Origin of the sequence: Robertmurraya massiliosenegalensis JC6, assembly GCF_000311725.1 — a bacterium.
Lineage (GTDB): Bacteria > Bacillota > Bacilli > Bacillales > Cytobacillaceae > Robertmurraya > Robertmurraya massiliosenegalensis.
Genome location: NZ_HE978511.1, coordinates 771,376 through 795,984, shown reverse-complemented (window position 1 = coordinate 795,984; position 24,609 = coordinate 771,376). Strand labels below are relative to the sequence as shown.

The following is a 24,609-nucleotide window of genomic DNA, read 5'->3' as shown; positions in this document are numbered from 1 at the left end:
GGGCGATTTTCAAGGTGCGAAAGTTGAGTAAATAGAAACAAAAGATTAGATATTAGAAAAATCAAAAAAGAAAAAATATTTTTTCTAAAATTATTCCTAAGGTGTTTTTTTAGAATGATTATCTATCAAACTTAATAATCAGGATCAAAATAACGAACGAATAACCCAGTTACCTAAGCTCACAAGATATATTTAGGTTTAAAGAATGGGGTTTTTATTTAGTTTTTTGACAAACGTCTATAGAAAAATTTGAAGAAAATAGTGATGAATACGAAAATAGAAGTAAAAAAACGAATAGAGAAAACGTTTACAATGTATTAGTATGTTAAAAAGAAAGCGTTTTCTTAATAAGGTGGGTTTCTAGAAAATTATGAAAGGTGGGGTTGTGTGATAAGTCCTTCAATTATTACTCTAATCTTCATGGTCTTTGCTGTTATTATGTTTGCATGGGAAAAAATTCCTCTTTCTATTACAGCCATGATTGTTGCTATAGGTTTAACTGTTACTGGAGTTCTTGATCCTACAGAAGCATTTGCTGGTTTTGTAGATGGTAATGTTTTACTCTTTATGGCGATGTTTATAGTAGGTGCTGCATTTTTTGATACTGGAATGGCACAGAAAGTAGGGGGGGCTATTACTAAATTTGCTAAAACTGAAAGAAAGTTAATTATTGCAGTGATGATAATTACTGGTTTAATGTCCGGTTTTCTTTCAAACACTGGAACAGCGGCAGTTCTTATACCAGTAGTTATTGGATTAGCTGCAAAATCTGGCTTTTCTAAGTCAAGACTGCTTTTACCACTAGTTTTAGCATCAGCAATGGGTGGAAACTTAAGTTTAATTGGTGCCCCAGGTAACTTGATAGCGCAGTCTGCACTTCAGGAAATAGGGATGGAATTTGGTTTTTTCGAATATGCAAAAGTTGGTTTACCTATGCTTATTATTGGAATTATATATTTTGGATTGATTGGTTATAAGCTTCTCCCTGATAGAAAAGAGGATCCTCTTAACGATGATTCAATTTATAGTAAAAAGGTGGATTACTCAAGTGTGCCAAAGTGGAAACAATATGTTGCATTAATTGTATTAATTTTGACTATTGTCGCAATGGTATTTGAGAAGCAAATTGGAATTAAACTATATGTATCCGCTTGGATTGGAGCGATGGTTCTAGTAGCAACAAAAGTAATATCTGAAAAGAATGCGATGAAGTCAATTGATATGAACACAATTTTACTATTTGTAGGTTCACTTGCGTTGGCTCAATCAATGGTGAAATCTGGTGCAGGAGACTTATTAGCAAATTCAATAGTGGGGGCTTTAGGTGAGAATCCCTCACCATATATTTTACTTTTTGTCATTTTCATGCTTTCTGCAATAATGACAAACTTTATGTCCAATACTGCAACTACCGCTTTGTTAGTACCCATTAGTCTTTCTATTGCAAGTGTTATGGGTGCTGACCCAAGAGCAGTATTAATGGCAACGGTGATCGGAGGATCTTGCGCTTATGCTACTCCTATAGGGATGCCAGCAAATACAATGGTTTACAGTATAGGAGGGTATAGATTTATAGATTATGTAAAAGTAGGCGCCCCATTAATTGTAATATCAACAATAGTAGGGATGATTTTATTACCTATTTTCTTCCCTTTCTATCCTTGATAAAAATAATATGAGTGAGGAGAAATAAGATGACTAAAGTACAGGAAAAAGAAAAATTGACAGATATCATGTCGAAGTTTATATCTCTTGTTAGCTATAAGCTTCCTAAAGATGTTGAAAATAAATTGAAAGAATTAAAAGAAGAAGAAACAAATCCGCTTGCTAAAATAATCTATGAAACTATGGAAGAAAACCAGAAGTTAGCTTACGAGTTAAAGAGGCCATCATGTCAGGATACTGGAGTTCTTCAATTTTTTGTTAAGTGTGGTGAGAATTTTCCGCTGATCGGGCAGCTAGAAAGTGTTTTAAGAAATAGTGTTTATAAATCAACACAAGAAACACCATTAAGGCACAATTCAGTGGAAACATTTGACGAATACAACACCGGAGAAAACATAGGAAAAGGTACTCCAAGTATCTTTTGGGAAATCGAAGAAGACAGTGATAAGGTGGAAATCTATACTTATATGGCAGGTGGAGGATGCACGCTCCCTGGAATGGCAACAGTTCTGATGCCTGGTGAAGGGTATGAAGGTGTAGTAAAGTTTGTTCTTGATCGAATGACAAGTTATGGTCTTAATGCATGTCCCCCACTTTTAGTCGGAGTTGGAATCGGAACATCCGTTGAAACTGCTGCGATGAATTCAAAAATGGCTTTGATGAGACCTGTGGGTAGCAAAAATCCAAATGAAAATGCCGCTAAGATGGAACAACTCCTTGAGGACGGAATAAATGCTATTGGTTTAGGACCTCAGGGACTTAAAGGTTCAAAATCACTTATGGGTGTAAATGTAGTTAATACAGCAAGACACCCTTCTACAATTGGAGTAGCAATTAATACTGGATGCTGGTCTCATAGAAGAGGAAAAATAACATTCGACAGTAATTTAAATTATGAAATTGATACACATGAGGGGGTAAAACTATGAACAAAAAGGTCTTAACCACACCGATAAAAGATGAAGATTTAAAAGATATTCATACTGGGGATATTATATACCTAACAGGAACTTTAGTCACTTGCAGGGATGTAGCACACAGAAGGCTAATTGAAGAAAAAATTCCATTACCTGTTGATTTAAAGGGAAATGCAATTTTTCATGCTGGTCCCATCGTGAGAAGCCTTGGAAACGAAGAATATGAAATAGTCTCAATTGGACCTACAACGAGTATGAGAATGGAAAAGTTCGAGAAGGAATTTATTCAAGAAACGGGGGTTAAAGTAATTGTAGGAAAAGGCGGAATGGGGAAAAATACCGAAGAAGGATGTAAGACTCATAAAGCTTTGCATGTTGTGTTTCCAGCTGGAAATGCGGTTTATGGGGTTAAGAAGGTAGAACAAATCAAAGAAGTACATTGGAAAGATTTAGGGATGCCTGAGTCTCTCTGGGTTTGTGAAGTGAAAGAATTCGGACCTCTTATTGTATCCATTGATGCAGAAGGAAATAATATTTTTGAAGAAAATAAAGTTGATTTTAATAGAAAGAAAGAAGAACAATACGAACTAATCAGCGAGCAGGTAAGATTCATTAAGTGAGTGGAGGAGTTCGTGAAAAATGAAGACATTACAAAAAACACAAATTATTGTTCGTTATCAAAATAATAATAAAATCTATTATGGTATTGTTGAAAACGATGTAATACATCAATTGACCAGTAGTTTTACTGAGATTGTAAATGATGAAATTAAATATGATGATGTAACGATTAATTATAGAGATGTTAAAATTTTGGAGCCAGTGGTTCTTTCAAAGCTAATTAATTTCGGTTGGACATATGCAGAACACGCCAAAGAGACTGGAGGAACAGCAAACTTAAATGAACCATTTCTCTTTTTAAAACCTGTCTCTTCTATTATTCCCGATCAGGCGGAAATCATTCTTCCATCCTCTGAACTAACTCAACAGGTTGAAATGGAGGGAGAAGTAGCCCTTATAATTGGGAAACAAGGCAAAAATATAAATGTTGAAGAAGCGATGGATTATGTTTTTGGATGTACTGTTTTTAATGATGTAACAGCAAGAGACCTTACTAGATCAGACCCCCAGTTTACTAGAGGTAAAGGTTTTGATACATTTGGTCCATTAGGCCCGTATATTGTGACTGGATTAGATCCAACCGACTTAAAAATTGTTACCACTTTAAATGGAGAAGTAGTTCAAAAGGGGAGTACAAGTGAAATGTCCCTTTCAATCCCTTTCCTAATTAGTTGGATTTCTCAGGTCATGACACTAGAACCAGGTGACATTCTTGCTACTGGTTCACCTTCAGGAAGTTGCCCTATGCAATCAGGAGATAGGGTAGTAGTTGAAGTGGAGAAAATAGGAAAGTTAAGTAATGATGTCATATAGATTTAGTAAAATGGGTATTTTTTCTATGGAATTCTTTTATTGACGTTGTATACATTATTGTATATTACGTCTTTTTTTGTCCATGAACTAAAAAATTCCCTCGCCTTGTGGTATTAACAGTTGGGGTATCGGTATGAAAAATTAACAGGAAAAATTCCGCTTAATGAGCAAGCATCATGAAAAAGAGCCAAAATAACAGGAAAAATTCCTGCTATTCCCTCAAAAAATACCAAAATAAACGATTTTGCCCTCCGTAAGCGGAAAATCTTCCGTTATTTCTCCTTAAAGGGACGCCGTTGCAGATATAACAGGAAAAATTTCGCTTATGGGTGAGAGCTGGTTGGATCGAGTTAGACAAACCGGAAGCTTCCTATTTTTTGTAGGGGCCTTGTTTGTTTGATTTAGGAATATCTATAATATATTGTGTTTCAATGCAATTAATCACCTTGGGATTTTTTCTGAATTGAATGTATGTTTGATATAATTCTATTTATAAAACTAATCATAAGTGAGATGGTCTAAGAATGGGGCAAATGTACTATACCTGGAAAAATAACAAGAGAGACATTGATGTCAAGCAGTACGTATACTATATTGGAGCGTATCATTACAATTGGCATGAAGCTATGGAATTGTTAATTGTGTTAAAGGGAGAAATTGAAGTTAGTATAAATGGTAGGAATTATATACTAGAAGAAGATGATATAATCGTTATCAATTCTAATGTAGGGCATGCAACACTAGCGAGAAAATCAAATTCTGTCGCCATGGTCATTCATCTCCATCCTATTTACTTCAGTTTTTATTATAGTGATTACCATTTGCTTGAATTTGATTGTATGTCTAGTACTCAAACTAGAAGTGAAATACCATTTATCCAAATAAGAAAAATAGTGGCAGAGATGATCGAGTTTATCGGAGGTAATACACCAGCAGAAACATTACACTTTGAAAGTCTTCTTCACCAGCTTACATCAAATTTAGTTAATTATTTTCCGCCAAAAGAGATTACTTCAACAGAAATGGCAAGTAATATGAAGAAAAATAATGCTGTAAATAAAATAATCAAATATATAAATAAAAATTACAGGAATAAGATTAGTCTTGAGGAGTTATCGAATGTATCAGGATATAATAAAAGTTATGTCTCACACATAGTAAAACTTAATCTCGGAATTAATTATTATGAGTATTTGACTAGGATAAGATTAAGAGAGGCTACTTATGCTCTAGTTAACTTGGACGAAAAAATTGCTGATATCGCATTATCATATGGGTTTTCAGATGTGAAATCGTTTAATACAGCATTTAGAGGAAGTTTTGGTAAAACGCCTTCAGAATACAGAAAACAACTGCAAATTAAGAATTCCCAAGAGCTAATAACTGAAAAGAGATATTTGGGTGTGGAGGAATATCGGAAAATGATCAAAGTAAAGAAAGAAGTGAATGCACCACCTGAATTTGTAGACCAACTTCAAATAAATCATAAAGAAAAAGAGATAATTAAGACAGAAGACTTTCAAACTATTAAAGAAATTCGGAATGAACTGGAGATGCTATTAGAAAAGCTATCAAGTATAGAGGGAATACAATAACATTGAAGGTATCAGCACTTACTGTAATGACAGTATAAGTGTTCACAAGAATATTACATCAAGTGGTCTTATATTTCCCCAAATTAATTCAGTTATCCCACCACATCATGCAAAATGATAACAACTATGTAGAGCTTAATCATCTAATGAGCAATTTTAAAGCAGGCTGGAAAAGGGGCTCAAGGGTAACTCCTTTTCCAAATAGAAATTTTAAGCCAATTGACAGCTTTCATACTCAGCAACAAGGTTGTTGATGATTGTTTGCACAGGAAGAATGTCGTTGATTTCTGCAACTTTTGCTCCTGCAAACACGAGACCATTTTCACAATCCCCGTTCATCGACGTGACTAAGGAATCCATTGTACAAAATCGATACGAGCAATTCTTCAAGCAATCAATGCATTTCTTAATTTTGACCTTTTTATTTTCGGCAATTTGAGAGGTGAAATGGTTTTTTATCGCACGTCCTTCCAACCCAACAGTCGTTTTTACCATAACGATATCTTCTTGTTTTGCACGAACATACTTTTCTTTAAAGGATAAAGGGGCGTCACATTCATGACTTGCAACAAATCGTGTTCCTATTTGCACGCCAGAAGCACCCAACTGAATCACATGGGCTATATCTTTTCCTGTCATGATTCCACCAGCAGCGATGACAGGGATTTTTACAGCTGCAACAACTTCTGGCAAAATATCGAATAAAGGTCTTTCTGTTCCAAGATGTCCGCCAGCTTCATGCCCCTCTACAACGACAGCGGATGCGCCGAGTCGCTCGGACATTTTTGCAAGCCTTGCTGTCGAGACAATTGAGATAACAGGTATGCCTGATTCCCTCCCCCAAGCATACATATCTCTTGATATACCAGCACCAGAAATAATGAAATCAACTTTTTCCTCAATGGCAACTTTCATTTTTTCAGCAAAATCATTCATGGCAAACAGAACATTGACGCCAATATATCCTTTATTCTTGATTGATTCTCTCGCCTTTCTGATATGAAATCTCAAATCCTCTATACTAATCCCAGTTCCAGATATAATGCCAATTCCTCCTGCATTCGCAACTGAAGAAGCAAGTCCGCTTAATGAAATGCCTACACCCATACCCCCTTGTATGATCGGAAACTTCGGCACCATATGTCCAATTTTTAATTGTGGAAAATTCAAAAAGAAAACCCCATTTCTCATGTATTTGTTTCTTTCTCATTATTCAATGATTGGGAACTGTTGAATAGTGACAAATATAATGCCTGGTCCTAAAAGTAGATAATAATTTGGGCGTTTTCACAAAATGTTCAAAGAAATAAGTCCTTTTCTCAAACAAGGTTGCTTTAGGACAATACTTAAGTATTAAAAAGTGGATAAATACATAATATTCGATTGAAACATTAAAAAAGAGCTACTGACTTTATGCGTACTGCACGCCTAGTATGAGACTGAATGGCTGGAACTAGAGCTAATCCAAAACCTCCATCCGTTCGAAAACCGGGAAGAATGAATAAACTAGAGTCTTAGAATAAATATTTTGGATAAATGAATAAATATGTAAGTGTAGAAGATGCACTCTTTACCAGATTTATAATTATTGGTAAAAAATAACAAGCCCGTTCATTAGGCGTTTTCCTGCATACAATGGAATAAGAGGTGATTAATATGGTTAAATTTTTCATTGATCCTGGGCATGGTGGATCTGACTCTGGTGCAGTTGGAAATGGACTTAGAGAAAAGGATCTGAATTTAGCGATTGCCTTAAGGATAAGAAGTTTACTTTTAAATTATGAAAATACGGAAGTAAGATTAAGTCGAGATAAAGATATATTTGTATCCCTATCTGAACGAGCCAATATGGCTAATTCTTGGGGGGCCAACTATTTTATGTCTATCCACATAAACAGTGGTGGAGGTACTGGTTTTGAAACGTTTATTCATAGCAATTCAAGCAGTGCCTCGATTTCTCATCAAAATGTGATTCATTCAGCGATTTTAAGTCAGGTTGACATGAGGGACAGGGGGAAAAAACGGGCCAATTTTGCTGTATTAAGACAGTCTAGTATGCCGGCAATTTTAACGGAAAATGGCTTTATAGACAGCACAGCTGATGCCAATAAGTTAAAATCGAATGCATTTTTGGATAAAGTAGCACAAGGTCATGTAAATGGATTGGTTAAAGCGTTTAATTTAAGACAAAAGACGCAATCAGCTCCTAAACCGACGCCAGCACCAGCACCAGCACCTAGACCTACGGGAACAAGTAGTAATCCAATCGCTACATTTCAACAATGGTTAAATCAAAATTATCGTACTGGTTTGACTGTAGATGGGATCTATGGACCAAATACAAAGGCTGCAGCCATCAGAGCGACACAAACGGAACTTAACAAACAATATAATGCTAAGCTAACTGTAGATGGGATTTGGGGACCAAGGACAAAATCAGCTTTCCGTTCGGTTCGTAAAGGTGATCGAGGAAATATTGTCTATATCGTACAAGGGATGCTTTATTGCTTAGGCTACAGCCCCCAAGGTCTCGATGGCATATTTGGTGAAAATACTCGATTAGCTGTTATTGCCTTTCAGAAGGATCGTAGATTAGCCCAAGATGGAATTGCTGGACCAAATACGTTTGAAAAATTAGTTGCATGAAATTAGAAACCTTCCTTCCAACTGGGGGAAGGTTTTTGCAAATAAGTATATGGTTTTTTTGATGGGAAGGTAATTTTTGAGAGACTAGTAGTAAGGATTTAATTTGATTTTTCGTCACAAATTATTCCAGAGAGAACTAGACAACGTTTTCAAGTGAATTTATACTGAAGATAATTTAATAGTTTCCATTGATAGGTATTGGATGTATATTTATCCAATTTAAGAGGGAAGTTCGGTGTGATTCCGACGCGGTACCCGCCACTGTAATTCGAAGCGACCTGTATGTTGCCACTTTCTTTTAATAGAGAAGGGAAGGCGCAGGAAGTGTTGAAGATAAGTCAGGAGACCTGCCTAGTCAATGAACACAATGAAACCTACGGGATAATAGGGAGGTGTTTGCAAGAATACATAATGTTTTGTGTTTTCTAAGTTTGACGGATCGTAACACAAAAAATATTCTGGGCATTCGAACCTATGGTTTGAGTGCTCTTTTTTTTGTACAATTTGAAGAGGAGGAAGTATGATGTGCAAAAAATCAATGTTGTTACCTGCAGTTGTTATTTTATTTTTTGTCAGTTATTTTTGGCTTAATTCTTCTCGTCCAGCCTATGCGATGCATATTATGGAAGGATTCCTTCCGGTGGGATGGGCTGTTTTTTGGTGGATTGTGACAATTCCATTCCTTGTTCTTGGGATGAGGTCAATCCAAAAAATCGTGAAAGAGAATCCTGAAGTGAAAATGATGTTAGGGCTAGCAGGGGCGTTTGCCTTTGTTTTGTCAGCTTTAAAAATTCCATCTGTTACTGGGAGCAGCTCTCATCCAACAGGGGTCGGTTTAGGAACGATACTATTTGGTCCATTGGTTATGAGTGTACTCGGAACAAACGTTCTTCTTTTTCAGGCTTTATTACTCGCTCATGGTGGCCTTACAACCTTGGGAGCAAATGCTTTTTCGATGGCTGTTGTTGGTCCCCTTATTGCCTATGCTATTTTTAAATTGGGTACAAAGTGGAAATGGTCCTTTTCTCTTATCGTTTTCTTTGCAGCGATGTTTGGTGATTTAGGGACCTATGTCATTACTTCATTACAGTTAGCCCTCGCTTTTCCAAGTGAGGTTGGTGGAATAGTTGCTTCTTTCAATAAATTTGCTAGTATCTTTGCCCTTACTCAAGTTCCTCTTGCCATTAGTGAAGGATTATTAACGGTTATGGTCATGAACATGATTAGAAAATATAATGCCCAAGAATTAAAGCTCTTAAAGGTGTTACATAAGGAGGTGCATTGATGATGAAGAACGGATTTCTATTTCTACTCGTTGTTCTTTTAGCAATATTTCCTCTTTACCTTGTGAATGACTCAGAGTTTGGTGGAGCTGATGGAGAAGCAGAAGAGCAGATCGGTGAGATTGCCCCAGACTATGAACCTTGGTTTAGCTCGATATGGGAGCCGCCAGGGGGTGAGACAGAGAGTCTATTATTTGTCTTGCAAGCGGTTATCGGTTCGTTAATTATTGGGTATATTTTTGGTTATTCGAAAGCGAAATATAAAGCGAATGTGAAAAGAAAAGATGTTGCCCATTGACCAAATGGCTTATTGTAATGCACTTAGACATGTTCACCCGTTAGAGAAAGGAAGTTTTGCTGCTTCCCTTCTCTTCCTTTCACTGCTATTAAAAAATCCGGCCAGTTCGATTTTGGTTTTCGCTCTCATGAGTATGGTTCTTTTAATAGGTGCAAAGATTCCATTATTCTATTATTTGAAATTACTGCTATTCCCTTTCTTTTTTTTGCTAGTAAGTATTCTAGTGATTCTTTTTTCAGTTACTCCGATAGACTTGAAGGTGCTAGACGTGCTTACTCAAGTGGAAATAGGGAACTGGAGAATTTATATTAGTTCAGGTAAGGCCGAACGAGTTTCTGAGCTGTTCTTATCGGCAATGGCGGGGATTAGTTGTATGTATTTTTTTATATTAACGACTCCGATTCAACAAATGATTTGGTTGCTTCAAAAAATACGTTTACCTTCTTTATTTATTGAGTTATTTGTAATCATATATCGTTTCATTTTTGTTTTAATGAACAATATGAATGAAGTTCGGATTGCACAGACGAGTAGACTTGGTTATCGGGGGATGAAACGTAGCTTTTCTTCGTTAGCGCAATTAATTACAAGTATATTTATTAAATCTTTGAAAACAGCACAAGATGTCCAACGAGCTATTGATTCACGAGGCAATAATGGTGATTTCCACGAAGTTGAAGTTCAACAGAGCTATAACAAAAGAAATTGGTTGGGAATTGGTTGTTTCGTTATCATCGTCAGTATCGTTACATTTGTTTTCTAATCGTTCGATGTGCCAGTTATTCTGGAATAAGAGGAGTTGAAAAAAATGGAACAGTCATTTCTTCAATTAAAGGATGTATCTTATCGATATCCAGATGGAACGCTGGCATTAAATAATATCTCCCTTCAAATAAAAAAAGGAAAGAAGATTGCGCTACTAGGAAATAATGGAGCAGGAAAATCAACTCTTTTGCTCCATTTAAATGCGATTTTAACTCCAACAAAAGGACAGCTCTTTTATAAAGGGAAGGAGTTTTCATATAAACGAAAGGATAAAAATAGGCTCCGTGGAGATGTTGGAATTGTTTTTCAAGATCCTGATACACAGCTTTTTTCTTCTAGTGTTTATGAAGATATTCAATATGGTCCTCGGAATATGGGATTATCGAAAGAAGAGATTGAAACAGTCGTTCAGAAAGCAATGGAGCTGACTGATACTTTTCCTTTACAAGAGAAACCACCACATTTTTTAAGTGTAGGTCAAAAAAAACGTGTGGCAATTGCTGGGATATTAGCAATGAATCCGGAGCTAATGATATTTGATGAACCGACAGCAGGATTGGACCCCTATTATTCAAAAGAAATGGTAAATATGCTTCATTTAGTAGCAAGGGAGAATCGTACGATTTTAGTTTCTACCCATGATGTTGATTTCGCTTACGAATGGGCTGATGAAATTTGGGTGTTGTCTGAGGGACGCTTAATTGCTCAAAATGTCCCAATTAAGGTGTTTCAAGATCCCCAAGTATTAGCTAAAAGCCATTTGCGATTACCATGGATACTTGAAGTGTTTGAACAAATAAAAGGAGCTAAAAAAGAGCCAAGCTATCCTCGCTCAAAAATAGAATTGTTTGAAGTCCTGCAACAGTATGCAGGTGTTAAGGAGAATGAATAACGAAAACTATTTATTTCATACATATGATATATGAATTTCAATGCTTTGGAAAACAAAAATCTGCAAATTATTTTTGTTTTCCTTTTTAATTTTAAGCGAAGATGAACTTCAGATAATAATGAATCTTTCCATGTTTTTGAATCGTATAGTTTATCAGCAGAAAGATCTATCTAATAAGATCAAAACTAAAAGAGAGTAATAGGGGTGATTTATACAGTGAAACAGTTATACATCAAGCAGAAGGTGTTTAGTCTAAATGAGAAATTCACCGTAAAAGATGAGGAGGAAAGAGATGTTTATTACGTAGAGGGGAGTTTTATGAAGATACCCAAGACTTTCTCCATTATGAAATCCTCAAGAGAGGAGGTTGCCCTCATCACGAAAAAAGTAATGAGTTTTTTACCAAAGTTTTATGTTGAGGTCAATGGCAACGAGGTATTAACAATAAAGAAGGAATTTTCTTTTCTTAAGGCTCGATATACGATAGAAGGAGCAGGTATTGAGGTCATCGGAAACTGGTGGGATATGAATTTTGAAGTCATTCGCAATGGTGAGTTCATTGGAAAAGTAAGTAAGGAATGGTTTACTTGGGGAGACAGCTACAAGATTGAAATACTAGATGAAGAGACGGAGACTATAGTTATTGCCCTCGTTATTGCGATTGACTGTGTGAAGGCTGACCATGCTGCAGCTGCATCTTCATCAGGAGCGAATTAAATACGATTAGAATTGTCAGGAAACGTTCAAATCATCCTATTTTGATAGAACGGCTCTATTGCAAAAAGTTTAAGGAAGTCATTCACACAATTTTTATAAATATTTTAAAAAATGAATGCCCACAGTTTAAATTGTATGATATAGTAAAATCAATTTAATAGTTCAATTTAAATAAGTGCTCACGAACGTGAGGTAAAAGGGAAACTAGTGAAAATCTAGTACAGCCCCCGCTACTGTAAGAGCTGATGAAATTACATGACCACTGAGAAATCGGGAAGGTGTAAGAGTAAGAAGAAGCTTAAGTCAGGAAACCTGCTTATTTGAACGACACTTTACTTTTCGGCGGGAGAAGTATAGGCGGAACAGTAGAATTCTATTGTTTTTGTGTTTAAGTTATAATAAGCAATCTATTGTATCTTAAAATGCCTGTATTCCTTTGAAAAGGAGTGCAGGCATTTTTTTATTATATTGGAGGTTAACGAATGGAATTAGGAAAAATTTATGTTGTTGGCTTTGGTCCTGGATCTGAAGAACATATTACGACTCGAGCAATTTATGCACTGCAGCAAAGTGATTACATTATTGGCTATAAAACGTATGTTGACCTAATCGAACATTTAGTAACGGCACAATCGATTGTAAGTACAGGAATGACTGAAGAAGTGTCGAGGGCGCAAGAAGCAGTAAAGCAAGCAGAAGCTGGACATACGGTTTCGGTGATTTCCAGTGGCGATTCTGGCGTCTATGGAATGGCGGGACTCGTATACGAGGTGCTAATTGAAAAGGGGTGGACTGAGGAAAAGGGGATTGGAGTAGAAATAGTTCCAGGGATCTCGGCGATTAATTCTTGTGCTAGTTTACTAGGCGCCCCCATCATGCATGATGCATGCACGATTAGTTTAAGTGATCATTTGACGCCTTGGCAGATTATCGAAAAGCGAATTGAAGCGGCTGGAATGGCGGATTTTGTCATCGCCTTGTACAATCCGAAAAGTGGTCGGAGGACACGGCAAATCGTTGAAGCCCAACGAATTTTATTGAAATATCGGTCGCCGGATACACCAGTTGGATTAGTAAAAAGTGCATATCGTGATAGCCAGCATGTCGTTCTGACCAATTTAGCTGAAATGCTGGAGCATGAAATTGGGATGCTGACAACGGTGATCATTGGGAATTCATCCACCTTTTTTTACGACAACAAAATCATTACTCCACGTGGGTATCAACGAAAATATACATTAGGTGAAGAAAAACAGAGCTTAAAGCCGCATCAACGCTTGAAAAAAGAGGCAGAACCTTGGGCGTTAGAGCAAGATAAAGAAAGTGCAAAGATTACTGAGCCAAAAAGCAAAAAAAAACGAATTCATTGAACTTAGCCTTAATGGCCGTATCAATGGTGACCAAAACAGAGGTTGAAAATCCTATATTTGTGCAACAACCGATTGAAAATATTTTTGAATTTGCAGTTACTCCTGGAGTCGCAAATAAATTTATCACTCCTGAGCAAATGCGTCTATTGGCAGAAATAATTGGGGAGAAAGGAACACTAGAGTATACTCCAGATCATCGTTTTATCGTGAAGCTCCCAACAGAAGAGCCGAAATCGGTCGTTGAGCAACTGGAGCATAGCGGCTTAATCGTAATGCCAATAGGTGATGTCTTAAATATAAAGGCATGTGACTTTTGCTACGGTGAAAAAGCGGAATCTATCCCATATGCTGAGGAAATAGCTTCTGAACTGGGTGGTTTAAAACTTCCAAAGGAATTACATATAGGCTTCAACGGGTGTGGAATGGCTTGCTATCGTGCCGTATTTGATGATATAGGTATCGTCTACCGTAAGAAGAAATTTGATTTATTTATTGGCTCAAAGCCAGTGGGACGTACGGCGCATGCTGCTCAACCCGTTGCAGAAGGGATAGAGCCAGATGAATTATTGCCACTACTTAAGAGAATAATCGATGAGTATAAGGAAAATGCTCACCCAAATGAACGTCTCTTTAAATATTTTAAACGAGTGAAAAAAATTCAGCATTTTCATTATCAAGATATGAGTTCGAAAATTGAAGTCGAACCGGCACCATGTGGAGATTAGGAGGAAGTGATGATTTTATTTTTAGCAGGTACAAGTGACGCTAGAGCTTTAGCGATTCATTTACGAAATCAAGGGTATCCCCTCTTAGCAACTGTTGTGACCGAATCTGCTGCTGATAGTTTGAGAGAATACAATATTTCCTATCACGTGGGACGTTTAACTGAGGATGATATGAAGGGACTTATTGCGAAACATGAACTACATGTTGTGCTTGATGCTTCTCATCCGTATGCAGAGGAAGCTTCAAAAACAGCGATGGCTGCAGCAAAGGCTTGCGGTATCCCCTATATACGTTATGAGCGGCCTAAAGAACAGTATCACTCAGCCCTTATTACAGAAGTGAACAGTTATGAGGAAGCGGCAAAATTGGCTCAAAACCATAAAGGAACGATTATGTTAACGACTGGGAGCAAAACGTTAGACATCTTTACAAAGTATTTGAAGAAGGATGATATTCGTCTTGTATGTAGAATGCTCCCGAATAAGGAAAATATGGAAAAGTGTGACCGATTAGGGATAAAACAAAAGGACATCATTGCCATTCAAGGGCCATTTTCACACTCTCTAAATCAATCACTCTATGAGCAATATGAAGTGACCTTAATGATAACGAAAGAGAGCGGCAAAGTAGGTTCTGTTGATGAAAAAATGACAGCGGCGATAAAATTAGGGATTCCGATCATTTTAATAAAGCGTCCATCTATTCACTATGAAAATTATTGTACTCATTTTGATGAAGTTACTCATTTATTAGGAGGTTTTGTTAATGGCAAACATGAACTTTAATACAAGCTTTACCCCCATTACGGTAGATCCAGATAAGATTTATGATCACAGCTTTGCGATCATTAAGGAAGAGATGGGTGACCATCCTTTTACAGATGAGCAGTGGTTAGTCGTTAGACGTGTGATCCATGCCTCTGCAGATTTTGAGCTAGGAAGGAGTATGATTTTCACTCCTGATGCGATTGAAGCTGGTATTCAATCCATTCTTTCCGGCCGTCATGTTGTGGCAGATGTGCAAATGATTGAAAGTGGATCAGGACGTAAACGATTTCAAAAACATGGTGGTGATTTACACTGTTATATTGCTGATGAAGATGTGGCAAAGGAAGCAAAGGCTCAAGGGACTACACGCGCAATTATCTCGATGCAAAAAGCGGTGCGTTTACATGAAGGAGGGATTTATGCTATTGGAAATGCACCGACTGCGTTGTTGGAGTTAATTCGATTAGTGAAGGAAGGAAAAGCCAAACCAGATTTAATTATTGGAATGCCAGTTGGATTTGTGTCAGCAGCAGAATCGAAAGCTGAGTTAGCTGTTCTAAAAGGAATTCCATTTATTACAAACAAAGGAAGAAAGGGTGGCAGCACAGTGACTGTAGCAGCACTTAATGCCATCTCAATTATGGCTGATGAGCGCGCAAACGAAACGAAATAAGAAAGAACCTTCACAAATGCGTCATGGCTACACGACTGGAGCCTGTGCAACAGCAATGACAAAGGCGGCGCTGCAAGCACTTGTTACAGGAGAAGTCCCAAAGGAAGTCATGATTTATTTACCAGTTGGTCAGTTCGCATCATTTAACGTGACGAGATTTGAAGTGTCAGAAAATGAAGTGCTATGTGAAACCATTAAAGATGCTGGAGATGATCCAGATGCAACACATCAAGCAAGAATTCAAAGTACGGTTCGCTTTACGAAAAGAAAAGGAATTCATTTAGATGGAGGAATTGGTGTAGGTAGGGTAACAAAAGCAGGATTACCAGTACCAATTGGTGAAGCCGCGATCAATCCAGTTCCGCGTAAAATGATCCGGTCAGTAGTAAATGAAGCCATAAAAGAATTTAAGTTAGACACGGGCATTGAAGTCATTATATCTGTTCCTGATGGTGTAGAAATTGCAAAGAAAACATTAAATGGCCGTTTAGGAATTATTGGTGGCATTTCTATTTTAGGGACAAGAGGAATTGTTGTGCCATTTTCAAGTTCTGCTTATATGGCAAGCATTGTCCAAGCCATTAGTGTGGCAAAGGAAGCCGGATGTGATCACGTGGTCATTACGACAGGTGGAAGAAGTGAAAAATATGCGATGAAGCAGTATCCCCATCTACCAGAAGAAGCCTTTATTGAAATGGGGGATTTTGTTGGATTTACGTTAAAACATATTGCGAAAAAGAAAATTGCTAATGTTTCATTAGTCGGAATGATCGGGAAATTTTCGAAGATCGCACAGGGGATTATGATGGTCCATTCAAAAAGTGCCCCTGTTAGCTTTGAGTTTTTAGCTGGTGTTGCAAAAAAAGTTGGGGTTAATGAAGCTGTTCAAAAAGAAATTCTACAAGCGAACACAGCATCTCAGGTTGCTGATTTGCTGAAAGAAAATCACGCATTCTTTGAAGCACTTTGTAAGAACTGTTGTTATCATGCAATTAATCACATTAATACTACTATTAATGTTTCGACTACATTATATACTTTAGACGGAGAATGCATAGGAAAGGCTGAGAATATTGACGAACTGGATGAAAATGATTGGTATCGGTGATAATGGAGCTGCTGGATTGCTTCCCCAATATTTAGAATGGATTGAGGAATGTGAGGTGCTTGTCGGTGGAGAACGCCATTTGAATTTTTTTCCATCATTTAAGAAAGAGAAGAAAGTCGTCAAGGGAGGATTATCTTCCCTGATAACTGAGCTTCAGAAGGAAAAGCGAAATGTAGTCATATTAGCTTCTGGAGATCCGCTGTTTTTTGGGCTGGGAAGTGTGCTTGCCAAAAAGCTTTCGATCGAAATTTATCCCTATACAAGCTCCGTACAACTTGCTTTTTCAAAAATGCAGGAAAGCTGGCAGGATGCATTTATCGTCAGTTTACACGGAAGGTCTATAAAAGGTTTAGCTCAAAGAATTGACGGTAGAAAAAAGATAGCGATTTTAACAGATGAAATAAATTCTCCACAAATGATTGCAAAATACTTAAAACGTTTCGGGATGACTGAATACGATGCTTTCGTGGCGGAAAATTTACAAGGACAATATGAACGCTATCGACATATGACGTTGGATGAGATGGAAACGACTACTTTTTCAACCTTAAATGTCGTTATTTTAAAGCAACATTACGTAGTAGAGCGATCTTCCATAGGTATTCCTGATGATGCCTTTATCCAACGAAAACCTGATAAAGGGCTTATCACCAAAAGAGAAATTAGAATTCTTAGCTTACAAGAATTAGAGATTAAAGAAAAAAGCATTGTTTGGGATATCGGAACTTGTACGGGATCCGTTGCCATTGAGGCAGCAAAAATAGCACGTGAAGGTGAAGTATATGCCATTGAAAAAAATGAACATGATTTAAAAAACTGCTTGGACAATCAGTTGAAACACCGAACTGATTTTGTAGCAGTATTAGGGAAAGCACCTGACCGTTTAAATGAGTTTCCTGATCCAAATGCCATTTTCATTGGGGGAAATGGTGGGAAGCTGGAAGAACTACTGGCGATATGCATTTCCCGACTACGGCCTAATGGTCGTCTTGTCATGAACATTGCCACAATCGAGAATCTGGCAGAAGCAATGCATCATTTGAAAGCTTTAGGCTGTGAAGTGTCAGTTACACAGGTGCAAATTTCGAGGAGTAAACCAATATTAAATTTGACTCGCTTTGAACCGCTAAATCCGATTTTTATTGTGAGTGCAAGGAAAGGAACAGAATGATGTCGATAGGAACTTTATATGGCTTAGGAGTAGGTCCAGGAGACCCAGAATTAATTACGGTTAAAGCATTTCGTAAATTACTGGAAAGTCCAGTCATTGCCTACCCGAAAAAATTAAAAGGAAGTAAATCATACGCCCATCGTATCGTGGAAGTATATATTAACCCAAATGAAAAGGAGATGCTTGGGTTAGTATTTCCGATGACAAAAGATGAAGAAACTTTAAGGGTCGAATGGGCAAAGGCAGTAGATGCCATTTATCGTTATTTAGTTCAAGGAAAAGATGTTGCCTTCGTAACAGAAGGAGATCCGATGTTATTCAGTACATTTATTCATATTATGAATTTAATGAAATCCAAATATCCGGAAGTTGCGATTGAAACCGTCGCAGGCATTTCTTCGTTCAATGGAACAGCCAATCGTTTAGGAATTCCATTAGCGGATGGCGATGAATATGTTGCGATGATCCCTGCAACAGAGGATATGGAGGAGATGAGAAGAGTCATTGAAACACATGATTCTATTGTCTTTATTAAAGTAGCCAAAGTCATCGATGATATGTTGAATCTATTAGAGGAAATGAATCTATTAAATAGGACTCATGTCGTTACAAAAGTTACTTCTGAAGAAGAGGTTATTTGGAATATCAATGAACTTCGAGGTGCGGAATTAAATTACTTATCATGTATGGTGGTGCGGAAATAATGAAGAAAATTTGGATTATCGGAGCAGGTCCAGGAGATCCGGATTTAATCACAGTAAAAGGGTTCAAACTCATTCAAGAAGCGGATGTTGTGATGTACACAGACTCGCTTGTGAGTGAAAAATTAGTACAAGAAGCAAAAGCTTCAGCAGAAATTATTCGCACAGCCGGAATGCATCTTGAAGAAATGATCGATTGTATCGTCGAGCGTGTACAAGCAGGAAAGATGGTTGTTCGTCTCCATACAGGTGATCCAGCCATGTATGGAGCAACAATGGAACAAATCGCTTTACTTAAGCAACACGGGATTACATATGAAGTTGTACCAGGTGTCAGTTCCGTATTTGCTGCTGCAGCTGCAGTGGGGACTGAACTGACGATTCCTGATTTAACCCAAACCCTTATTTTAACAAGAGCGGAGGGGCGTACTCCTGTACCAGAACGGGAAAAGCTGCAAGAACTAGCAACACATCATTGCACGATTGCGATGTTTTTAAGTGCTACTTTAACGAAAAAAATAACGAAGGAATTGCAACAAGCTGGCTGGGCAGACGATACACCCATTGCTGTCGTACAACGTGCCTCATGGCCTGATCAAAAAATCGTTCGTACGACCTTAAGCGAATTAGATGAAGCGATGCGTGTAAATGGAATTCGGAAACATGCGATGATATTAGCAGGCTGGGCGTTAGATCCGAATATTCATGAAAAGGATTTTCGTTCAAGACTGTATGATAAAACCTTTACACATGGTTTTCGCAAAGGTGTGCAGAGCAATGATTAATTTGCGTGAAGGAGAGAACCCTAGCGTTGAAAAGCGAAAACCATATGCTCTCGTTGCTATTACGAAACATGGCGTAGAACATGCGAGAAAGTATATAGAAATATTCCCTTACGCAGACCTCTATTATATGAAGAAATTTGCTTATGGGGATGAAGAAGAACGACGAATTCAACTGTTTGACGGTACAGTTCGATTATTATTACCAGCGTTGTTTCAACAATATCAAGGGATTATCTGCATCATTTCACTCGGGGCAGTAGTAAGAATGATTGCTCCCATTTTGATCGATAAAAAGAAAGATCCAGCAGTAGTTGTTGTAGATGATAAAGGACAGTATGTGATAAGCGTATTATCGGGGCATATTGGTGGTGCCAATGCCTTAACTTACGAATTTGCTTATGCAATTGGTGCAACCCCTGTTATTACAACTGCTTCAGATGTTCAAAAAACAATCCCAGTTGATTTGTTCGGAGCTCAGTTTGGTTGGGAATGGGAGAGCGATGAGAAATTAACCCCTGTAAGTGCATCAGTTGTCAATGAAGAACATGTCGCAATTGTTCAAGAGACAGGTGAAAAAAACTGGTGGACGTACGATTATCCGATGCCATCTCATCTAAAAGTCTATCCGTCAACTACGAAAGCGATTCAGGCGAAGCCTGAGGCAACTCTACTTATTACCGATCGTCTAATTGAGCCCCATGAAAAGAGCTTGCTTGAAAATGGCGTCTTGTATCGACCGAAATCGCTCGTTTTAGGCATTGGTTGCAATCGAGGGACAACCCTTGAGGAATTCGAACAAGTGATTGATGAAACGTTAGCTGAATTAAAGGTCAGCAAAAAAAGTGTGAAGGCTATTGCTTCGATTGACTTAAAGAAGGATGAAAAAGGGTTGCTGGAGTTAGCAACAAAATATAATTGGTCATTTATTACGTATACCCCTACTGAGCTCAATGAAATTCCGATGCACAACCCATCTGAAACGGTGTTTACATACACAGGTGCGTATGGAGTTAGTGAACCTGCAGCAATGCGCTATGCACGTGCGAAGTCGTTATTATTAGAAAAAAAGAAAAGTGGAAATGTAACAATATCAGTTGCGCGGATAAATTTTGAGGAGGACTGCACATGAATCGGTTTGTATTGGCTGGTACAGGGAGCGGTGTAGGGAAAACAACCTATACGATCGGAATTATGCGTGCCTTGATGAAGCGAGGTTTAACTGTACAAGGATTCAAATGTGGTCCTGATTATATTGATCCTACCTTTCATACAGCTGTCACAAAGCGACCTTCCCGAAATATTGATAGTTTCATGATGTCCAACGAAATTGTTCGCTCCATTGTTGCAAGAGCTAGTCACAAAGCGGATGTAGCTATAATTGAGGGCGTTATGGGGTTATATGATGGGAAATCTCCTTTATCAAATGAAGGCTCAGCAGCACATATCAGTGAAATAACTGAGAGTCCAGTGATTTTAATCGTTAATGGCGCAAGTATGGCAAGAAGTGTTGCTGCCGTTGTCAAGGGATTTCAAATGTTAGATGATAATTGTAATATTGTAGGTGTTCTCTGTAACCAATTAGGCAGTAAAAGTCACTTTGAAATTGTTAAGACCGCGATCGAAAAGGAATGCGGGATTCCCGTTATTGGTTATTTGCAAAAAGGAGCAGTTGCTCCAATGCCAAGCCGTCATCTAGGGTTAATTCCTGCAGTTGAACGGGGGGATTTAGATTCCTATTTTGAGCGTCTTGCAGAAGCAATTGAAGAGACCGTTGATATCGAACTTTTACTAAAAATCACGGATGCGAACTCAATTGATATGTCTACTTCGATTTTTGATGTCCAACAAGAAAGGAAAGGCGTCCATATTGCAGTAGCGAAGGATTCAGCCTTTAATTTTTATTATGAGGAAAATTTTGAATTACTGCGTGCTTATGGGGCAATCTTGCATTTCTTTTCCCCATTAAAAAATGAAGAGGTTCCGAAAATAGCGCAAGGATTGTACATTGGTGGCGGATTTCCAGAAGAATTTGCCGCGAGCTTAGCAGAGAACGAAGTGTCAAAACAGTCCATTCGCTCGGCTATAGAATCAGGATTGCCGACATTAGCGGAATGCGGTGGTTTCATGTATTTAACAGAGGAGATAATCGACCGTAGTGGAAAAACGTATCCGATGGTAGGGATGATACGTGGACGTGTGCGGATGCAAGAGAAGTTAGCAGCACTTGGATATCGAGAAATCTCAGGTGTAGACGGAAATTTTTTAATAGGAAAAGGGGACAGGGCAAAAGGACATGAATTTCATTATTCCCAATTTGAAGGAGAATACCGTTCACCTGCATATGTTAATAAAAGTCGTTTTCGTACTCAACATGAAGGCTATTTGCATAAAAATCTAGTCGCTGGATACACCCATTTCCATTTTGCTTCAAATCCAGAGTTAGTTGAGAATTGGCTAAATACGGCCCTTTCTATAGTGGAGTAAGAGAAAGAAATGAATCAAATAGATAAGTTTGGGAGTGAGATAGATGAACTATTTCCCTTTGCTCATGAATATTGACTTTAAAAAAGTGGTCATTATTGGTGGTGGACATGTTGCACGCCAAAAGGTAGAAGCACTACTTCCTACAAAAGCAAATATAACAGTGATCAGTCCGAAGCTAACAGAGACCCTTCAACGCTACGTTACAGAAGGGCTTGTGATTTGGAAAGAGAAAGCATTTGAACGAGCGGACTTAGATGATGCATCACTCATTTTTGCCGTTACAGATAATGAGGAGGTTAATAATGCGGTTGAAGAAGCGACCCAGCATTGGCAGCTTCTGAGCCGTGCCGATGCAAAAGGTCGTGTAGATTTCATCAATCCAGCTGTTGTGCGAAGAGGCGATTTTGTTGTCACTGTTTCAACATCTGGAGCTAGTCCAGGCTTAACACGTAAAATAAAGGCGGACTTAGAGGAACAATTTGGTCAACATTATGCAGAGTATGTTGCCTTTCTTAAGGATGCCCGCAAGGAAATACTGTCCTTGTTTTCAGGTGATACAAAGAAACAAATGTTAGGGGAACTGCTTGAGCCACAACTATTGGAGTGGATTGAGCAAGGAGAGAAGGAAAAATGTGTGGCCTGGCTACAACAAAAGATAGGAGAGCGACAGTGAGCGGATATGTCTATATTGTAGGTGCAGGTCCTGGAGACCCGAAATTATTAACGATCCGAGGATTAGAGTGTATTCAATTAGCAGATGTGATTTTATATGATCGTTTAGTGAATAAAGAGTTATTGGCACATGCGAAGGAGAACACTGAATTTATTTATTGTGGGAAAGAACCGGGCAAGCATAAGCTGATTCAAGAAGAAATTCACCGTATTCTCATTGAACAAGCCAATCTAGGGAGGAAAGTAGTGCGCCTAAAAGGTGGAGACCCTTTTGTATTTGGACGTGGAGCTGAAGAAGCGGCCATTTTAAGAGAAGCGAATATTCCTTTTGAAATCGTCCCTGGAATAACCGCTGGAATTGCTGCCCCGGCCTATGCAGGAATTCCTGTTACACATCGTGATTATGGTGCAAGCTACGCCATTGTAACAGGTCATGGACGCGCAGAAAAGGGAGAAGATTTTCTTAACTGGTCCGCACTTGCGCAAATAGATACAATTGCCTTCTATATGAGCATTGGCAATATTGCCCATATTACAAAAAGCTTAACGGAGTTTGGGAAAAGTGGCACAACTCCGGTTGCTGTGATTGAATGGGGTACTACAGAAAAGCAACGGACCATTACTGGGACACTTTCCACAATTGCTGAAGATATACAGCAACATAGAATCTCAAATCCATCGATGATTTTAGTTGGTGATGTTGTCCGTGTAAGGGAGCAAATTGCTTGGTTTACAGAAAAGGAGCAGGAATTATGTTAGACGTATTAAAAAAACGACGTGCCATTCGTCAATTCGAAAGCCGAGAAGTGGAACGTTCCAAAATTGACATGCTACTTGAAGCAGCAACCTATGCCCCAAATGATCGAATGCGGGAACCTTGGCATTTTTATATTTTACAAGGTGCTAGTTTAAAAGATTATCAAAAAGTGGCATTAAAATATCTTCAAAATCGGTTCCCAACAAAACCGCATTTAGTGGAGAGTTCAATGGCAACGATAACAAATACGCCGTTAATTATTGTCGTAACTTCCGCAGTTGTGGCTGGAGATGAAGGAGCGACAAAAGATAATTCGTTTGCTGTAAGTAGTGCCATTATGTCAATGTGGTTAATGGCTGAACATGTAGGATTAGGAATGGTTTGGCGTACTCGTGGGGTTGGTTTAGTTCATGATACAGAATTGCACTCTTTTATAGGTGCGACAAAAGAAGAGCAATTAGTAGGAACTTTATGCATTGGTTATCCCGCCAAAGATATAACCACCCCCAAAAAACGTACCCCTTTTACCGAAAAAACAACGTGGCTTTAAGGAGGAATTTATTAGGTGGGACAAGGAATGGTACTGGTTTACACCGGTGATGGAAAAGGAAAAACAACTGCTTCACTTGGGGTTACATTACGTGCCATTGGTCGCGGAATGAAGGTGAAGTACTATCAATTTATTAAATCACCAGAACGTACATATGGAGAGCAAATTGCTTTAAGAAAATTAGGAGTTGAACCGGTGCAATTAGGAGTTGGCTTTACATGGACGAAAACACCTGAGGAGCATCGCACTGCCCTATTTAAAGCATGGCAAACGGTGAAAGCTGAGCTTCAAAACAAAAACACGGACTTAGTAGTGTTAGATGAGTTGAATAATGCGTTGTCGATTACCCGGTTTCCAATTGATGATGTATTGCCACTGCAAGATGTATTAACGGCTATTCAGGAGCGTCCGAAAAACATGCATCTTGTGATTACAGGTCGCAATGCTCATCCTTCGATACTTGCTTTAGCCGATCTAGTGTCAACAATTGATGCGACTAAGCATTATTATACTGACCAAAACATCAATGCTCTAAAAGGTCTTGAGTTTTGAAAAAGCAAAAGGATGACTCTTTTCTCGAAACATAGTTGCTTTTGGACAATAGGATATAGACACAATATTCTATTGAAAAAC

24 protein-coding genes, 1 pseudogene and 2 riboswitches are annotated in these 24,609 nt (G+C 38.2%); of the genes and pseudogenes, 24 read left to right on the top strand and 1 reads right to left on the bottom strand.

Features of this window, described 5'->3' with window-relative positions; genetic code table 11:
- Positions 1–387 precede the first annotated feature (387 nt).
- The 5 genes from BMSHG_RS04055 to BMSHG_RS25690 all read left to right on the top strand — a co-directional run bounded on the left by BMSHG_RS04055 (position 388) and on the right by BMSHG_RS25690 (position 5,611).
- Entirely contained in the window at positions 388–1,665 is a 1,278-nt protein-coding gene (locus BMSHG_RS04055; protein WP_019153161.1) for an SLC13 family permease, read from the top strand.
- A 29-nt stretch (positions 1,666–1,694) separates the two neighbouring features.
- Positions 1,695–2,594, top strand: coding sequence for a L(+)-tartrate dehydratase subunit alpha (gene ttdA, locus BMSHG_RS04050; RefSeq protein ID WP_019153160.1), 900 nt, complete (start codon positions 1,695–1,697; stop codon positions 2,592–2,594).
- The gene (gene ttdB, locus BMSHG_RS04045) at positions 2,591–3,202 is read left to right on the top strand and encodes a L(+)-tartrate dehydratase subunit beta (RefSeq protein ID WP_019153159.1); all 612 of its coding nucleotides are present in this window, start codon (positions 2,591–2,593) and stop codon (positions 3,200–3,202) included. The genes ttdA and ttdB overlap by 4 nt, the downstream gene beginning before the upstream one ends.
- 19 nt (positions 3,203–3,221) lie before the next feature.
- On the top strand, positions 3,222–4,016 hold the full coding sequence (locus BMSHG_RS04040) for a fumarylacetoacetate hydrolase family protein (RefSeq protein ID WP_019153158.1): 795 nt from the start codon (positions 3,222–3,224) through the stop codon (positions 4,014–4,016).
- Positions 4,017–4,540: 524 nt separating this feature from the next.
- Positions 4,541–5,611 carry an AraC family transcriptional regulator gene (locus tag BMSHG_RS25690; protein WP_019153157.1) on the top strand — a complete coding sequence of 357 codons (1,071 nt, stop codon included), beginning with the start codon at positions 4,541–4,543 and terminating at the stop codon, positions 5,609–5,611.
- Positions 5,612–5,821: 210 nt separating this feature from the next.
- Here the strand turns inward: BMSHG_RS25690 and BMSHG_RS04030 are convergent, their stop codons facing one another.
- Complete coding sequence (locus BMSHG_RS04030; protein WP_026073322.1) at positions 5,822–6,802, bottom strand: NAD(P)H-dependent flavin oxidoreductase; 981 nt, start codon at positions 6,800–6,802, stop codon at positions 5,822–5,824.
- A gap of 465 nt (positions 6,803–7,267) precedes the next feature.
- On the opposite strand from BMSHG_RS04030, the gene BMSHG_RS29405 reads away from it, so the two are divergent.
- The 19 genes and pseudogenes from BMSHG_RS29405 to BMSHG_RS03935 all read left to right on the top strand — a co-directional run bounded on the left by BMSHG_RS29405 (position 7,268) and on the right by BMSHG_RS03935 (position 24,528).
- Positions 7,268–8,257, top strand: coding sequence for an N-acetylmuramoyl-L-alanine amidase (locus BMSHG_RS29405; protein WP_019153155.1), 990 nt, complete (start codon positions 7,268–7,270; stop codon positions 8,255–8,257).
- A gap of 176 nt (positions 8,258–8,433) precedes the next feature.
- Positions 8,434–8,627: riboswitch (cobalamin riboswitch) on the top strand.
- 153 nt (positions 8,628–8,780) lie between these two features.
- Positions 8,781–9,542, top strand: a complete 762-nt coding sequence (locus BMSHG_RS04020) for an energy-coupling factor ABC transporter permease (RefSeq protein WP_019153154.1) — start codon at positions 8,781–8,783, stop codon at positions 9,540–9,542.
- Positions 9,542–9,838: an energy-coupling factor ABC transporter substrate-binding protein gene (locus BMSHG_RS04015; protein WP_019153153.1), complete on the top strand. Its 297-nt coding sequence runs from the start codon at positions 9,542–9,544 to the stop codon at positions 9,836–9,838. The genes BMSHG_RS04020 and BMSHG_RS04015 overlap by 1 nt, the downstream gene beginning before the upstream one ends.
- Positions 9,825–10,601: a cobalt ECF transporter T component CbiQ gene (gene cbiQ, locus BMSHG_RS04010; protein ID WP_019153152.1), complete on the top strand. Its 777-nt coding sequence runs from the start codon at positions 9,825–9,827 to the stop codon at positions 10,599–10,601. Before BMSHG_RS04015 ends, cbiQ begins: the two co-directional genes overlap by 14 nt.
- 45 nt (positions 10,602–10,646) lie before the next feature.
- Positions 10,647–11,495 (top strand): energy-coupling factor ABC transporter ATP-binding protein, encoded by an 849-nt coding sequence (locus BMSHG_RS04005; RefSeq protein WP_019153151.1) that lies wholly within the window; start codon positions 10,647–10,649, stop codon positions 11,493–11,495.
- A gap of 216 nt (positions 11,496–11,711) precedes the next feature.
- Positions 11,712–12,212, top strand: coding sequence for an LURP-one-related/scramblase family protein (locus BMSHG_RS04000; RefSeq protein ID WP_019153150.1), 501 nt, complete (start codon positions 11,712–11,714; stop codon positions 12,210–12,212).
- Positions 12,213–12,368: 156 nt separating this feature from the next.
- Positions 12,369–12,546: riboswitch (cobalamin riboswitch) on the top strand.
- Positions 12,547–12,694: 148 nt separating this feature from the next.
- Positions 12,695–14,307: pseudogene (gene cobJ, locus BMSHG_RS25680) on the top strand (precorrin-3B C(17)-methyltransferase).
- 9 nt (positions 14,308–14,316) lie between these two features.
- On the top strand, positions 14,317–15,093 hold the full coding sequence (gene cobK, locus BMSHG_RS03990; RefSeq protein ID WP_019153149.1) for a precorrin-6A reductase: 777 nt from the start codon (positions 14,317–14,319) through the stop codon (positions 15,091–15,093).
- On the top strand, positions 15,074–15,748 hold the full coding sequence (locus tag BMSHG_RS03985; RefSeq protein ID WP_019153148.1) for a precorrin-8X methylmutase: 675 nt from the start codon (positions 15,074–15,076) through the stop codon (positions 15,746–15,748). Before cobK ends, BMSHG_RS03985 begins: the two co-directional genes overlap by 20 nt.
- On the top strand, positions 15,723–16,856 hold the full coding sequence (locus BMSHG_RS03980) for a cobalt-precorrin-5B (C(1))-methyltransferase (RefSeq protein ID WP_026073321.1): 1,134 nt from the start codon (positions 15,723–15,725) through the stop codon (positions 16,854–16,856). Before BMSHG_RS03985 ends, BMSHG_RS03980 begins: the two co-directional genes overlap by 26 nt.
- On the top strand, positions 16,834–18,027 hold the full coding sequence (cbiE, locus tag BMSHG_RS03975; protein WP_019153146.1) for a precorrin-6y C5,15-methyltransferase (decarboxylating) subunit CbiE: 1,194 nt from the start codon (positions 16,834–16,836) through the stop codon (positions 18,025–18,027). Before BMSHG_RS03980 ends, cbiE begins: the two co-directional genes overlap by 23 nt.
- Positions 18,027–18,731, top strand: a complete 705-nt coding sequence (cobI, locus tag BMSHG_RS03970; protein WP_034658531.1) for a precorrin-2 C(20)-methyltransferase — start codon at positions 18,027–18,029, stop codon at positions 18,729–18,731. Before cbiE ends, cobI begins: the two co-directional genes overlap by 1 nt.
- On the top strand, positions 18,731–19,513 hold the full coding sequence (gene cobM, locus BMSHG_RS03965) for a precorrin-4 C(11)-methyltransferase (protein WP_019153144.1): 783 nt from the start codon (positions 18,731–18,733) through the stop codon (positions 19,511–19,513). Before cobI ends, cobM begins: the two co-directional genes overlap by 1 nt.
- On the top strand, positions 19,506–20,642 hold the full coding sequence (locus tag BMSHG_RS03960) for a cobalt-precorrin 5A hydrolase (protein ID WP_019153143.1): 1,137 nt from the start codon (positions 19,506–19,508) through the stop codon (positions 20,640–20,642). Before cobM ends, BMSHG_RS03960 begins: the two co-directional genes overlap by 8 nt.
- Positions 20,639–21,997, top strand: coding sequence for a cobyrinate a,c-diamide synthase (locus BMSHG_RS03955; RefSeq protein ID WP_019153142.1), 1,359 nt, complete (start codon positions 20,639–20,641; stop codon positions 21,995–21,997). Before BMSHG_RS03960 ends, BMSHG_RS03955 begins: the two co-directional genes overlap by 4 nt.
- 43 nt (positions 21,998–22,040) lie before the next feature.
- Positions 22,041–22,670 carry a precorrin-2 dehydrogenase/sirohydrochlorin ferrochelatase family protein gene (locus BMSHG_RS03950; protein WP_019153141.1) on the top strand — a complete coding sequence of 210 codons (630 nt, stop codon included), beginning with the start codon at positions 22,041–22,043 and terminating at the stop codon, positions 22,668–22,670.
- Positions 22,667–23,428 (top strand): uroporphyrinogen-III C-methyltransferase, encoded by a 762-nt coding sequence (gene cobA, locus BMSHG_RS03945; RefSeq protein ID WP_019153140.1) that lies wholly within the window; start codon positions 22,667–22,669, stop codon positions 23,426–23,428. Before BMSHG_RS03950 ends, cobA begins: the two co-directional genes overlap by 4 nt.
- On the top strand, positions 23,422–23,976 hold the full coding sequence (locus BMSHG_RS03940) for a nitroreductase family protein (RefSeq protein ID WP_019153139.1): 555 nt from the start codon (positions 23,422–23,424) through the stop codon (positions 23,974–23,976). The genes cobA and BMSHG_RS03940 overlap by 7 nt, the downstream gene beginning before the upstream one ends.
- 27 nt (positions 23,977–24,003) lie before the next feature.
- Entirely contained in the window at positions 24,004–24,528 is a 525-nt protein-coding gene (locus BMSHG_RS03935) for a cob(I)yrinic acid a,c-diamide adenosyltransferase (RefSeq protein WP_034658528.1), read from the top strand.
- The last annotated feature ends 81 nt before the right edge of the window (positions 24,529–24,609 follow it).